This is a genomic window from Roseibium sp., assembly GCF_048260565.1.
GTDB lineage: Bacteria > Pseudomonadota > Alphaproteobacteria > Rhizobiales > Stappiaceae > Roseibium.
This window is the reverse complement of the sequence record NZ_JBLXGP010000003.1, coordinates 1-13591: the sequence shown is the minus strand read 5'-3', so window position 1 is coordinate 13591 and position 13591 is coordinate 1. Positions and strand designations below refer to the sequence as shown.

The 13591-nt window shown below is 60.8% G+C and carries 15 protein-coding genes and 1 pseudogene; 4 read left to right on the top strand and 12 right to left on the bottom strand.

The features are described 5' to 3' along the window. Positions 1-7 precede the first annotated feature (7 nt). From ACN0SO_RS08250 to ACN0SO_RS08225, 6 genes are all read right to left on the bottom strand, one after another. On the bottom strand, positions 8-454 hold the full coding sequence (locus ACN0SO_RS08250; RefSeq protein WP_417676453.1) for a hypothetical protein: 447 nt from the start codon (positions 452-454) through the stop codon (positions 8-10). After that, complete coding sequence (locus ACN0SO_RS08245) at positions 451-1083, bottom strand: ABC transporter ATP-binding protein (RefSeq protein ID WP_417676451.1); 633 nt, start codon at positions 1081-1083, stop codon at positions 451-453. Before ACN0SO_RS08245 ends, ACN0SO_RS08250 begins: the two co-directional genes overlap by 4 nt. Further along, entirely contained in the window at positions 1080-1826 is a 747-nt protein-coding gene (locus ACN0SO_RS08240) for an ABC transporter permease (protein ID WP_417676449.1), read from the bottom strand. Before ACN0SO_RS08240 ends, ACN0SO_RS08245 begins: the two co-directional genes overlap by 4 nt. A 6-nt stretch (positions 1827-1832) precedes the next feature. Further along, entirely contained in the window at positions 1833-2882 is a 1050-nt protein-coding gene (locus ACN0SO_RS08235) for an ABC transporter substrate-binding protein (protein WP_417676447.1), read from the bottom strand. A 124-nt stretch (positions 2883-3006) separates the two neighbouring features. Continuing rightward, the gene (locus ACN0SO_RS08230) at positions 3007-4014 is read right to left on the bottom strand and encodes a PQQ-dependent catabolism-associated beta-propeller protein (protein WP_417677462.1); all 1008 of its coding nucleotides are present in this window, start codon (positions 4012-4014) and stop codon (positions 3007-3009) included. Positions 4015-4039: 25 nt separating this feature from the next. Beyond that, positions 4040-5194 (bottom strand): ABC transporter substrate-binding protein, encoded by a 1155-nt coding sequence (locus ACN0SO_RS08225; RefSeq protein ID WP_417677460.1) that lies wholly within the window; start codon positions 5192-5194, stop codon positions 4040-4042. 197 nt (positions 5195-5391) lie between these two features. Between ACN0SO_RS08225 and ACN0SO_RS08220 the strand changes: the two genes are divergently transcribed. From ACN0SO_RS08220 to ACN0SO_RS08205, 4 genes are read left to right on the top strand one after another with little or no spacing between them, the layout of a single operon-like run. Next, on the top strand, positions 5392-5892 hold the full coding sequence (locus ACN0SO_RS08220; protein WP_417676445.1) for a DUF3280 domain-containing protein: 501 nt from the start codon (positions 5392-5394) through the stop codon (positions 5890-5892). Between the two features lie 7 nt (positions 5893-5899). Then, the gene (locus tag ACN0SO_RS08215) at positions 5900-6445 is read left to right on the top strand and encodes an SRPBCC family protein (protein WP_417676443.1); all 546 of its coding nucleotides are present in this window, start codon (positions 5900-5902) and stop codon (positions 6443-6445) included. Beyond that, positions 6414-7412, top strand: coding sequence for a YncE family protein (locus ACN0SO_RS08210; protein ID WP_417676441.1), 999 nt, complete (start codon positions 6414-6416; stop codon positions 7410-7412). The genes ACN0SO_RS08215 and ACN0SO_RS08210 overlap by 32 nt, the downstream gene beginning before the upstream one ends. An 11-nt stretch (positions 7413-7423) precedes the next feature. Continuing rightward, positions 7424-8242 (top strand): quinoprotein dehydrogenase-associated SoxYZ-like carrier, encoded by an 819-nt coding sequence (locus tag ACN0SO_RS08205; protein ID WP_417676439.1) that lies wholly within the window; start codon positions 7424-7426, stop codon positions 8240-8242. 47 nt (positions 8243-8289) lie between these two features. Here ACN0SO_RS08205 and ACN0SO_RS08200 read toward each other — a convergent pair whose 3' ends face one another. The 6 genes and pseudogenes from ACN0SO_RS08200 to ACN0SO_RS08175 form a co-directional block, all read right to left on the bottom strand. After that, positions 8290-8826 carry a PQQ-dependent catabolism-associated CXXCW motif protein gene (locus ACN0SO_RS08200; protein WP_417676437.1) on the bottom strand — a complete coding sequence of 179 codons (537 nt, stop codon included), beginning with the start codon at positions 8824-8826 and terminating at the stop codon, positions 8290-8292. 44 nt (positions 8827-8870) lie between these two features. Further along, positions 8871-9695 (bottom strand): substrate-binding domain-containing protein, encoded by an 825-nt coding sequence (locus ACN0SO_RS08195; protein WP_417677458.1) that lies wholly within the window; start codon positions 9693-9695, stop codon positions 8871-8873. Positions 9696-9804: 109 nt separating this feature from the next. Continuing rightward, entirely contained in the window at positions 9805-10281 is a 477-nt protein-coding gene (locus ACN0SO_RS08190) for a c-type cytochrome, methanol metabolism-related (protein WP_417677456.1), read from the bottom strand. Between the two features lie 204 nt (positions 10282-10485). Then, positions 10486-12285, bottom strand: a complete 1800-nt coding sequence (gene xoxF5, locus ACN0SO_RS08185; RefSeq protein WP_417676435.1) for a lanthanide-dependent methanol dehydrogenase XoxF5 — start codon at positions 12283-12285, stop codon at positions 10486-10488. 273 nt (positions 12286-12558) lie between these two features. After that, positions 12559-13449, bottom strand: coding sequence for an S-formylglutathione hydrolase (fghA, locus tag ACN0SO_RS08180; RefSeq protein ID WP_417676433.1), 891 nt, complete (start codon positions 13447-13449; stop codon positions 12559-12561). A 13-nt stretch (positions 13450-13462) separates the two neighbouring features. After that, positions 13463-13591 (bottom strand): annotated as a pseudogene (locus ACN0SO_RS08175) (S-(hydroxymethyl)glutathione dehydrogenase); the annotation flags it as partial.

The following is a 13591-nucleotide window of genomic DNA, read 5'->3' as shown; positions in this document are numbered from 1 at the left end:
CTAGGACTTACTGGATGGTGATCTCGACACGCTGGCTTTCGCCGGTCGTCCCGGGCTGGCGCAGGAAGTAACGTCCGGGCTTGATCGCCAGAAACTCGATTTCCATGGTCCCGGCCCTGTCGAACTCGACGCTCTCCAGACCGAAGGGACGGACTTCCAGGCCGTTGATCACCACCTCGTTGACCCAGATTGCCCGAAAGAACCCCGGTCCTTCAAGGCCGAGCTCACCGGACCCGTCGGCGGTGATCTCGATCTCGTAAAGGGTGCCGGATTTCAGGACCAGCGGACCCTCGGCAACCGGTTTCCCCGATGCGAGCGTCAACTCCGGCAATTCCTCCTTGTTCGACTTGGACAGAATACCGGCAAAGCCGAATTCATGCGCCTGAGCCGCCCCCGTGAGAACCATGCCGACCATTCCCAGTGCGGCAAGGCCGAGCCCCAGACATTTCCTCATTTGACTTCCCCCTTATGAAAAACAGGATGCACCACATTGGGAACCACGGTTGCCGGCGATCCGGCAAGTTCAAGGGTCCGGTCGGCCAACTGCCGCGCCTCTTGCCTTTCGTGGGTCACGAAAAGGGTCGCCGGAGCGACCTCGTTCATCAGGTCCCGTGTCAGGGCGACCATCTCGGCGGCCGTCTTTTCGTCCAGCGACACGAAAGGTTCGTCCAGGATCAGCAACTCCGGCCTTCCGGCGAAGGCCCTTGCCAGCGCCAGCCGCCGCTGCTGGCCAAGGGACAATTGCCCCGGAAACTGGTCCGCCTTTTCCGAAAGCCCGACCTTCCGCAAACTGTCGCGCGCCTGCGCCTCCGACAGGCCGGGATGAACGAGGAGCAGGTTGTCGAGCGCTCTGCGCCAGGGCAGAAGCGTCGGCTCCTGAAAGACGAAGGCCATGGCCTCCGGCCGCTGGACGGTGCCTTCGAAATCCGTGTCGATGCCGGCGACCAGGCGCAACAACGTCGATTTTCCCACGCCGGATTTGCCCAGGATTGCAAGACATTCACCCGGTTTGAGCATGAAGGCCACATCCTTGAGGATCTGGGTCTTGCCGAAGAATTTGGACTTGATATCGACCCGGATCACGCCAGCCTCCACGCGCGCACGCGCCGCTCGGCCGGCTGCAGCAGCAGCCATTCGATGATCAGCATGAAGCCGATGAAACTGAGCGAATAGACCAGCACCATGGCCACGTCGAACAGCTGGAAATAGAGATGGATCTGGAATCCGACCCCGTTCGACCGGCCCAGGAACTCCACCACCAGCACGATCTTCCAGATGACGGCCATGCCGGACCGTGCGGCCCCGGTAATGAAGGGCGCAAGCTGCGGCAGGACCACGTGGCGGAGATAGACCGACCGACGCATGCGGTAGACCTGCGCCATGGATTTCAGGTCCGGATTGAGCGCCCGGGCGCCTTCGCGAATGATCGTGGTGACGTTCGGGATCTTGTTGAGCGTCACGGCCGCAATCGCCGCCGTCTCGTTCAGCCCGATCCAGAGATAGCAAAGCACGATCAGGACGAGAGCCGGCAGGTTGAGAAACACCACCAGCCAGGGGTCCAGCCACCGGTCGAGCGCCGGGTTCGTTCCCATCAGAAGCCCGAGGACGATGCCGATACTCATTGCCAGGCAAAAGGCGGCGATCACCCGGGCGACGGTGACGGCGAGGGAATAAAGCAACACCCCGGACGACAGTTCCGACAGGAACGGCTTGACCAGATCCGTCGGTGACGGCAACACCGTCGGATCCCCACCGAGCCAGGCCGCGACGGTCCAGAGCAGAATGAAGCCGAGGAGGGAAAGCGTCCGGATGACAGAGCTAGCCAAAGGCCTTTACTCGACGTTCACGAAGAGGCCCGGCGGCAACTCGCCCACATCTCCAACCAGTTTCTTGCCGCCCAGACGGGCCATCAGGGCAAAGAACGTTGCCGCACCGTCTTCGTTGACATTGCCCGGCGCCGGAATGCCGGCCCTGAAGTCATCCCGCAGGGTTTCGAATTGCGCGTCCGTCTTGGCATTCATCCGGTCGCGCAGAGGCTCCCAGGCAGCATCGTCGGAGGCGAGCAGTTCTTTGGCATCGCGGGACGCCTGGTAGAGCGCCTTGGCCATCTCCGGATTGTCCTTCAGATAGCTTTCCTTGAGCACATAACCGAGCAGCGGAACATTCGGATCGAGGCCCATGTCCTTCGATGCGGTCTCTACCGAGATCAGTTCCCGCATGCCGGTCGCTTTCATTTTGGCCAGGAAATGCCAGAAATTGATCGCCGCATCCGTTTCGCCATTGAGCGCCGACTTGAACACGAGCGGCGGCGCTCCGAAAACCTGCTCCGTCTGCGCTGCCAGATCGAAGCCGTATTTTTCCTGGGCATAGGCGCGCAGGATCAGCCAGCTCTTGTCGACCGGCCCGCCGGCGATGCCGATTTTCTTGCCCTTGAGGTCTTCGAGGGTCTTCACGGAGCTGTCCTTGGGTACCACCATGCCGCCGACAGCCTTCGAATAGGGGATGAAGACATAATCCTTGCCGGCCGCCCGCTGGCGCGCCACCCAGATCCAGTCGGCCACGGCCAGATCCGCTTCGCCGCCTTCCAGGGCAACGCGGGTCGCGCCGTTATCCGCATAGGGCTGAACCTCGAGTTCGAAGCCATTGGCCTTGTCGAAACCGTTTCGCTTGATCGTGTCCAGTTCCCAGTTGACGGTGCCGATCTTCAGGACCGCGGCCCTAAGCTTGGGCAGGTCTGCAGCCCGCGCCTCATTTCCCCCGGAAAAGGGGTTCAGGGCCGTCGAGAGACCGGCAACGGCAAGTCCGACAACCAACCTCCGGCTGATCCGGCGCCATGAAGGGCGCCGCAGTCCACTTGGTACAGTTTCTTTCGCAGTCCTCATGATGTCCTCCCGTACTTCGCTATCTTTTTAGGGTTGGCCCCCTATTCGCCGCCCCCCAATCAAGCTCCGCCGCATCGATGCTCAATCTTGACCGGGGTCTGCCGCTCTTTTTTATTCTTCTTTCTCAGTTCGGTGCCACCGCCACGCCCCAGGGCTGCTGGCCAACCTGGATCGATTTGACGGCCTCCTGCTCCGCCACATCGATCACGGTCACATCGTTTGAGTTTCCGTTGGTCGTGATCAGGTATTTTTCGTCCGGCGTGAACTCCAGTTGCCACACACGTTGTCCGACCAGGATGTAACGGACGACTTCATGGCTGTTCACATCGACGACCGCGACCCGGTTCGCCGGCCCCAGGGCCACGAACAGCCACTTGTTGTCTGAGGTGATCCGCATGCCGACCGGCTGCAGCCACTCGGGCTGAACGCCCGGCACTTCGAATCCGATTTTCGCTTCAAGCTCCGGCCCGTTCTCGCCAAGCATGTTGATCACGGACACCGTCCCGCCGATTTCGGAACTGACGAACAGCTTCGTCCCGTCATTCGTGAAACGGGCATAGCGCGGCCGCTGGTCGACCAGCACGTTGTACTTGATCTTGTAATCGTCCGTGGAAATGAAATGTGCCATGTTCGTGGTCTCGGACGTATTGACCACGTATTTGAGATCCGGACTGACCGCCATGCCCTCCGGCTCGACGCCGACCGGGATTTCCGCCAGGACGGACTTTTTCGCCGTATCGACGACCGTCACCAGATTGTCGTCCTCGTTGGAAACGAAAAGCTCACTGCCATCCGGGCTCAACACGAAGAATTCCGGATCTGGACCGGACGGCAACTGCCACAGGAAATCATGGGTTTCAGCATCGAAAACCTTGATGGTGTCGTCATCGGAGGCGCAGACATAAAGATGCTTGCCGTCCGGGCTGATGCCAATGCCCCTTGGCCTGTTCCCGGCCGGAAACTCCGCCACCGGCTCCCAGGTCGCACTGTCGATGACTGTGACCGTATTGCCCTTCTCGTTCGAGACGAAAACCTTGTTTGCCCAAGCCGGTCCGCTCATCGAAAGGGCGGCTGCGGTCACGCCTGCAAGAAGCACTGCCCGAACCGCAAGACGTTGCGGGAATAACTTCATAGTCGACCGGTTCATGACAGGGTCCTCAGTTGTCGAACGCCTTGCAGGCGGATTCGGGTTTGTCGATCCCCAGCGTATCGAGGAGCGAGTGCTGATGGAGATACCCCTCCTGCGGCGACACGCTGATCGTGATCTTGCTGTCGGTGAGAAGGATCGGCTGGCGCAACTGGCCGTTCCAGGACCGGAAGGTGACTTTCTGACCCTTGAACGCGGCCAGTTCGAAGGCGTCGCTGAGCAGATAGGCCCTCAGCGCTTTCGGGTCCGCGCTCCCCGTCCGCGTCACCGCCTCTCCGATCACGCGAACGGCCAGCCAGGTATTGTAGTCTTCGGGCTGCATGTAACGGCCCGCCAGCTTTTCGAAGCGGCGCTGAAACTGGGTTGCGCCCCAGGCCTCGTGGGCGGCGTGAAAGTTGACCGGGCGAAGCCCCGCCGAGCCTGCGACCGGGCGCGGATCCCACGCGTGAAACGGCAGGTAGAGCGCGAAGACATCGCTTTCGTCCGCGGCGACGATAACGTCGTGGTCCGCCGCCCCCTGGGTAAAGACCGGGATCTGCCGCTGCACCAGAACATGGCCGCTGTCGGCCCGCCGGGAGCCGCCGGTGTCTTCAAACACCCGCTCCTCGACGATCTTCGCCCCGAATTTGGCGGCCGAGCGGCGGTAGGCTTCGCCGAGCTTCGTGTCGTCCGGATGCGACCCTTCGATCAGGAACCATCGGTTCCATTTCTTCCAGATCAGGAACTGGGCCACAGCATCGGCCAGCATGGCGCGGCTCGGTGCGACGTGAAACAGGTTCGCCCGGCACTCGGTGTCACGCAGGCGCGTGTCCGGCGCGCTCCCATTGAACACCAGCACATCCGGTCCCGCCGCATCGGCGACCCGCAGGACGTCCTCGCCATGGCCCAGAACCACCAGATAGTGGATGCCCTCGCCGACCAGTTTTTGCGCCGCCGCTTCCGCGTCCTCCGGCGGCGTCGCTACGGTCACCGTGGAATACTGGTGGCCAAGGAACGACCCTGTCGTCTGATTGTCCTCGTCCCCCAGTTTCCCGCCTGCAAAGCCAAGATCATCCGGCTTCCGGTCATATCGGGAAATAGGCACGAGTTCCGGATAATCGACCCGGAGGATACCGATCCTGATCTCCACCGCGGCTGCAGGTGTAATGACGCCTGCCAAAGCCATCCAGCCCGCGAAATACCCTGCGAGCAACGTGCAGAACACGCCAATGCGAACCAGCGCGCGTACTGTCATGTCAGGTGTTTCCCAATTCCTGCTTTTCCCGCCCTGTTTTTTCTTGAGTGTGCCAGACAAGTCATCTGCAAAAAAACCGATACTTTAGGATCCATTGCGGTACACGGATGCGCTCCTAAGATGTATCCATGAGAGTGTTTCCGGCCTTCGCAATATTGCTTGTCCTGACCGTTTTCGCAGCGGCGGATGAGTTTGCACCCGGCAGCAAGGTCGCCTTTCTCGGACTGACGTTTATCGATACGTCGACCGAGGGCGCCTACAACGGCGTCAGAGCCGACGAGGCGAAGCGCCTCACCCTTCTGGAAAACCTGGTTGAAGACCGTTTCCGGAAGGAAGGCATGGTTCTGATGGATCTGGCTCCGATCTCCGAAACCCTGGAAAATACGGTCAATCCGGCCAACTGCTACGGCTGCGAGGTTCGCATGGCGAAAACGCTCGGTGCGGATTTCGTGCTGGTCGGCGTGGTCCAGAAAGTCTCGAACCTGATCCTGTCCATGAACCTGGTCATGCGCGCTGTCGAAACCGGCAAGGTCGCACGGGCCCGCGTCGTCGACATACGCTCCAACACGGACCAGTCCTGGACCCGTGGCATGAACTACATCCTGAAAACCGCCTTCTTCAAGGAATGAACACGACATGCTGTTGAGACTGATAGCGGCGCTTTCCCTGCTGCTCACGCCCCTTTTCCTCACAACCCCGTCCGAGGCTCACGGCCCGACGCGGCAGAAGATAGCGCTGACGACGGAAGTGCCTGCAGCGCCCGCCGATGTCTGGGCCGTCATCGGTAATTTCCAGGACATGAGCTGGCATCCCGCCGTCTATTCCACGACCGGCGAGGGCGGTAATGCCGTCGACGCCACACGGGTCCTGACGCTGAGTGAAGAAGGCGGTCCGACCATCTCCGAGGTGCTCTACAAATACAGCGCCGAGAAGATGAGCTACTCGTACCGGATCACGGACGTGAAAGTGGAGGTGCTGCCGGTTACCAATTACTCCTCCCATCTCACGGTCAAGCCGGGCAAGGACGGCGGCTCGCTGATCGAATGGAAGGGTGCCTTCTATCGCGGTTATCCGAACAACGATCCGCCTGAAAACCTCAACGACGAAGCCGCCGTTGCGGCCGTAACCGCCGTTTACAAGGCCGGCCTCGATGCCCTTCACACGCGTTTTTCGGGGAACTAGGCGGCTTCTGCTTTGCTTCCTCCTCACCTCCCCCGCGGGCGGCCCAGCGCTCGCGGGGTCTTTTGCTTTCGTAACCAACCAGAACAGTTCCGACGTCAGCGTTCTGGATCTTGAAAACCGTAAGGAAATCCGGCGGGTGCCGGTTCCCGGAAAGCCCGCCGGCATTGCGGTCAGCTCCGAAATGAAATCCTTTTACACGGTCAGCCCCGAATCCAGAACGGTGCGCCGGTTTTCGCTCGACACCTGTAAATTGCTGGCAAGCACGGAACTGCCCGGCGGACCGATGGCCGTTGCCGCCGCTCCGCAATCCGGTCTCGTCTTCGTGTCCGACTGGTACAATGCCCGCCTCTTTGTCCTGGACGCCGAAGAACTCACTCTTGCCGGCGAACTGAAAACCGGTGGGGCCCCGGCGGAAATGATCGTTGCCCCGGACGGCAGCTGGCTGGCCTCGGCGGACAGGGATTCCAACCAGGTTTCGATCTTCAATCTGCCGGACATGACGTTGCGGGCCCGCATTGCCGTGGGCGTCCGGCCCTTCGGCATCGGCGTCGATCCGCAAGGGCGGATCCACGCGCCGAATGTCGGATCGGATTCCGTCACGGTCATCGACCCGGAAGCGAAATCGGTCGTTGCCACCGTGCCGGTCGGCGCGCGCCCTTACGGCGTCGCCTTCGCCAATGGGCTTGCCTTTACCACCGACCAGTATGCGGACACGGTCAGCGTCTACCGGCTTTCCGATTTCGCGCCTGAGGACACGCTGGACGTCGGCGAATATCCGGAAGGCATCGACGCCACCCCGGACGGCAGGCTGGTCGTCTCGACCAACTGGTTTTCCAACACGGTCAGCCTGATCGATCCGGAGACTTTGGAAATTGTCGGCGAAATTGAGACCGGCGACGGTCCGCGTGCCGACGGAAAATTCATCCTCGAGACGTCAGGAGGAGACGTTCCATGCCAGCAAAACTGAGACGTCGAAGAATGAGCCGGGTTGTCATCGCCGCGGCCTTCATGTCCTTCCTCCTGCCGGACCTTGCCGCCGCGGGCGAAGGAAGCTGGCCGGATCTGCGGTCGGAACTCTATGGCGAGCGCTTTCTCGGGGTCTCCGATGACGTGATCAGCATCGACGTTCCCTACCGCACGACGAACGATGCCCGCACCGGCGTCACGGTTCGGATGGCAGCGCCTGAGGGACACACATTCAAGGCTTTCCAGCTGATCCTTGATGAAAACCCGATGCCCGTGTCGGCGCAACTGGCCTTTGCCCGTCCCCTCGCCGGCTTCGAGTTCTCCGCAACGATGCGCGTCAACGGTCCCACACCTGTCCATGCTGTTGCGGAACTGGAAAACGGCCAGCTCTTCATGGCGGAAAGCTTTATCAAGACCTCCGGCCAGGGCGCCTGCGCCGCGCCTCCGGGCACCGATCCGGTCGAGGCACTTGAAACCCTCGGACAGATGGAACTCGTCGTCCGGCCGTTGAACGATACTGCAAGCCTCGTCAGGCACCTGCGGAACGGCAGTTCCAGCGACCTTGCGCTCGATGTCGAGATCAGCCATCCGAGCCATTCCGGCATGCAGAGGGACCAGGTTTCCCTGCTCTACATTCCGGCTCGCTATGTCGATACACTTGAGATCGACCTCAACGGAGCCCCTTTCGCCACCATGACCGGCAGCATTTCCCTGAGCGAAAATCCGCAAGTCACCCTTTCGGTCCCCTCCGGCACAAGGCGTGTCAGGGCGAAGCTGACCGATTCCGACGGCACGGTTTCGGAAGCGGAACGCGATCTGACCGACTACTGAGGACTTGCCCGAAACGGGCCGCCTGAAATTTGAGGAGGGGCCAGGGCCTATTGCGGCTCCGGCTCGATCTTTTCGACCGGGAAATCGTCAAACGTCCAGCCGTCGGTTCCTTCCGGATACCAATAGACGGTCTCATAGCCGTATTCGAGAGCCCGCTTTGCAGCGTTCCAGGACATCCAGCACTCATCCAGACAGAAAAACAGCAGGCCGCGTTTCCTGTCTCCATCCGTCGCTTTGGCAAGACCGGCGCGGAAATAGTCGGCCGTCACTTCGGCAATCCGTCCGTAGCCCACGTTGGGCAGCCACTGGCTTCCCGGGATCGACAGCCGTGGCTTCTCGTGCCAGATCGTCCCCTCGGGCAGGTTCTTCGGCTTCGGAGCGCGCGGCAGCACATCGATGAAGGCGGTCTGCCCGGCTTCCCAAAGCGCATGCGCATCTTTGGTGGAGACGACGGTGGCACCATGCAGGGTCTCCGGCACCGGCCCCCGATAAGGATCTTCCCGGTAGCCGTCCGGCTCCGGCACGGTTTGCGAGGAGGCGGGAACCGGCCAGATCGTCACGGTGGCGGCGACCAGCAGCGTCATGACGGCCTTGTTTTTTCGCCACCTTGCGGCAGCGACGGGCAACATCACTTGTCTTCTCCGTAAAGCGCCGTTCCCATGTCGTTCAGAAGCGGCACGCCGGCATCGATGAGGATCGCATCGATCTCCTTCTGGTTCCGCCGGATCAGGGAGTTGAGCTTGCGCTGCCAGACCTTTTCGCCCTGCCGGACGCCCATGGTGATGCGGTAGAACAGATTGGGCGGCAGGGTCTCGTTCATGAGCGGTATGACCTGCAGGTCCGGATAACCCTGCTTTACCAGCGGTCCGCCGATCGGGCCCCAGAGGATCGCCGCGTCGATGTCTCCGGACGACAGGTCCTTGAGCATGTCGACCGACGGCGATTCATAGCGCCGGTCCACCACAAGGTGATAGGGCTTGGCTTTACCGATGAGGCTGTTCCGCGCCATGTGGGTAGCGGGCGGCGACCCGGCAATGATGCCGATCCGTTTGCCCTTGAGCCGGTCGTCTGAAAGTGTCGTCACCGCACCGAGGTCACCATCCTTCGGCACGATCAGCGTGTACACCGACGTCATGTAGTGGTTGGTATTCAAAACCAGTTCGTGGCCCTGGGCATAGCCCATGACCACATCGCACCGGTTGGCGCGCAGCGTATTGCGGATAAAACCGGTCGCCATCGGATACCACGTGTAGGCAACCGGCAACTCAAGCTTTGCTGCGAATAATTCGGCCAGCCTGTTTTCGTAACCGTCACCGTTCTTGTCCGAAATGGGCAGGTTCGCCGGATCGGCGCAAACACGAAAGGCATTGCGGGAGACCAGATCCGATGTCTGCGCCCCTGCCGGTGTTTCGTGACCAAGCACGGCGCAGAAACAGGCGGCTGCGAACGCCATTGTCTTAGCCTGCATTTCTCAAACTCCTTGCGCCCGGAAAGCCGCGGACCGGAGCTTCCGCTCCGGCCCAAAGACGAACTGCCTCAGAGAATAACGATCTTTTCGCTTCTCAGCCGCCCCCGAGGCAGGCCTTCTCGTCCGCGCGAATGACGTCGGACTTCGGCTCTTTTTTGCGCGGCCGGCCACGCGGAACGGCATCGGTCCCGCGCGCCCTCATATAGACGTATATGTCGTTCAGATAGCACATCACGTTCGGGTTGGTTCCGAAGGCCGGCATCACGGAATTTTCCGATGCACTGACTTTTTTCCTGCCGTTGGTCACCACGTCGATAAAATCGTAGTAGTCCATGGTCATGGCCGATTTCTTGAGCGCGGGTGCGTAAGTCGATCCCTCGCCCTCCGGACCATGGCAGACATGGCACTCGGAATGATAGCGCCGGAAGCCGGAATAAGTCGGCCAATCGATGGTGCCATCATCCTGAACGTTGTAGGTGGGTATGTCGTACTGGGTGAAATACCGGCCATCTTCGCTGTAAGCAGCTTTGACATCCGCTACCTCTTCAGGGACGTCCTCGGCCATCGTCATCGTTGAGAATGCGCCGGTCGCCACGAAAGCCGCTGCAAAGAGAACCTTCAATTTTCGCATTGCCTGTCCTTCGGGAACTTCTGTCGTCATGACACTCGAACATCCGCGGGACCGTCGTCCGGCCTGTTTGCGGGATTGTCGGATGATTTCTAGGGAAGAACCGGCGCACATATATGCGCCGGTTCAATTGGAGCGAAAGGCCCGTTAGTTCGGCAGCGTGAAGACAGTCAGCTGACCGCCGAGCGCAGTGTAGTCGCTCAGGGCTGCATAACCGCCCACGGCGCCCAGACCATCGTTCGGATTGGTCAGGCCTGCCGCCAGGCCGATACCGGCCCAACCGCCAACACCGGACAGAACGGCAACATACTGCTTGCCGCCCGAGGTGTAGGTCATGACGTTGCCGATGATCCCGGACGGGGTCTTGAACTTGTAGAGTTCCTCGCCCGTATTGGAATCGACGGCCTTCAGGTAGCCTTCCAGCGTACCGTAGAAGACGACGTCACCGGCAGTTGCCAGAGCACCCGACCAGACCGAGAACTGCTCGGGGATCGACCACTTGATCTTGCCTTCGGTGTTGTCCCAGGCAATGAAGTTGCCCATACCGCCGTGGCTGTCGGGAGCCGGATACATGGACAGCGTCGCCCCGACGTAGGGCTGGCCGGCCGTGTAGGCGACGTGGAACGGTTCATAGTCCATGCAGACGTGGTTCGTCGGGACATAGAACAGTCCGGTCTTCGGCGAATAGGACGCAGGCTGCTGATCCTTGGAGCCGAGAGCGGCCGGGCAGATGCCGGTGGAGTTGACGTCCTCGCCGTTTTGCTCGGTCGAGTACTTCGCCACCACCTGCGGACGGCCGTACTGGTCGGAGTTCTTGTCCATGATCACTTCCGTCGCCCAGTTCACCGTCGGATCGTACTTCTCGGCGACCAGGAGTTCGCCGGTCACACGGTCCAGGGTGTAGCCGAAGCCGTTACGGTCGAAGTGGGTCAGAAGCTTGCGGTCCTCGCCGTCGATCTTCTGCTCCGTCAGGATCATTTCATTGATCCCGTCGTAGTCCCATTCGTCGTGCGGCGTCATCTGGTAGAACCAGCGGGCCACACCCGTATCCGCATCGCGTGCCATGATGGTCATCGACCAGCGGTTGTCACCCGGACGCTGGGTCGGGTTCCAGGTCGAGGGGTTCCCGGTTCCGTAGTAGATGAGGTTTTCGTCCGCATCATAGGAATACCAGCCCCAGGTCGTACCGCCGCCGATCTTCCACTGATCGCCTTCCCAGGTATTCAGGCCGGAGTCCTTGCCGACCGGCTTTCCGAGAACGGTGGTCTTTTCCGGATCGACCAGGATGTCGCTGTCCGGACCCATGGAATAGGCGCGCCAGGCTTGCGTGCCGTCTTTCAGGTTGTAGGCCGTCACCGAGCCGCGGACACCGAATTCACCGCCGGAAATACCGACAATAACCTTGTCCTTGACCGGCATCACAGTGGCCGTATTGGTTTCACCCTTGGACGGGTCGCCGTTGACGACGCTCCAGATCACTTCGCCTGTCTTGGCATCGAGAGCCACGACGGTGGTGTCGGCCTGGTGCAGGATGATCTTGCCGTCCGCATAGGCCACGCCGCGGTTGACCGTGTCGCAGCACATGACCGGAATGACGTTCGGGTCCTGCTTCGGCTCGTATTTCCAGATGATCTTGCCGTCGTTCTTCAGATCGAGCGCATAGACGATATTCGGAAACGGCGTATGGACGTACATGACATCGCCGATGACAAGCGGCGAGCCTTCATGACCGCGCAGCACGCCCGTGGAGAACGTCCACGAGACCTGCAGGTCCTTCACATTGTCCTTGTTGATCTGGTCCAGCTTGGAATAGCGCTGGTTCTTGTAGTCCCCCGTCTGGATGACCCACTGGTTCGGGTCATCCATCATTTTCTGAAGATTGGCATCCGCATAGGCGCTACCCGCGCAAATGCTCAGCATTGTTGCTGAAATCAGTAGCCTTTTCATCTCAACCTCCCGTGATGGTAGCGGTTCGAAATCTGTATTTCCGGCAGGACACGTTCCCCACGGGGCTGCGGATGCACTAAAGCTCCCAACATCCGATTTCGCCCCTTGGCTGCCGCGTTCGGCCAGCTCCTCCCAAATCGATTTCCCGGTTCCTCCTTTCCTTTCGAGTTTCGCCAGATTGGCGATGGCGTCCTGACGATCCATTTCCGTGCGATTTCCCGCAAACTCCGAACTGGATCCCCAAACGAATTCTTCATGGCGCGGTCGAAGTACCTAGCCGCCCTTCCCGTTCGTCTTGTGCCCGTTTGACCTGTGACCATTGGACTTGTTCCGAGCATGCCCGTTCAGGCGCTCCGCATGCCAGGCCACGTGGTCACCGCCGAATGTGGAGACGAAAAAGTAGGAATGGTCATAACCTTCCTGCATCCGTATCACCGCCGGCTGGCGTGTCTCCGTCAGCGCTTCCGCAAGCGCCTGCGGCCGCAGCAGATCGATGAACTGGTCACTCGCGCCCTGATCGATCAGGATGTCACCGTCCCAGCCGCGCTCCTTCAGCAGGATCGTCGCGTCATATTCGGCCCAGGCGGACTCGTCGTCGCCCAGATAGGCGGACAGCTGCTTGCGCCCCCAATCCGACTGGGTCGGATTGGCAATCGGCGCAAAGGCGGACACGGACTGAAACCGGTCCGGATTGCGCAGGGCGATCATCAAGGCGCCATGCCCGCCCATGGAATGCCCGGTTATGCCGTGACGCCCGGTCAGCGGCAGTCGGTCATCCAGCAGATCCCGCAGCTCGGAGATGACATAGTCGTACATCCGGAAATGCGTGTTCCACGGCGCCTTGGTCGCATTGACGTAAAACCCGGCGCCCTGGCCGAGATCATAGGCCTCGTCATCCGCCACGCCTTCGCCGCGCGGACTGGTGTCGGGAAAAACCAGAGCCAGTCCGAATTCCGCCGCGTGGGCCTGCAGGCCCGCCTTGGTCATGGCGTTTTCGTGGGTGCAGGTCAGGCCCGACAGATACCACAGGCAGGGTACCGGACCGTCCTCGGCCTGCGGCGGCAGGAAGACCGCAAACGTCATGTCGACACCGCAGACCTCCGATCTATGACGATAGACCGTCTGGACTCCACCGAAACACCGATTTTCAGAGACGATTTCCATTCCGGGCCTGTCCTCAGTAGAGCACCACGGAGCGGATCGACTCTCCGGCGTGCATCAGGTCGAAGCCCTTGTTGATGTCTTCCAGCGGCATGGTGTGGGTGATCATCGGATCGATCTCGATCTTGCCGTCCATGTACCAGTC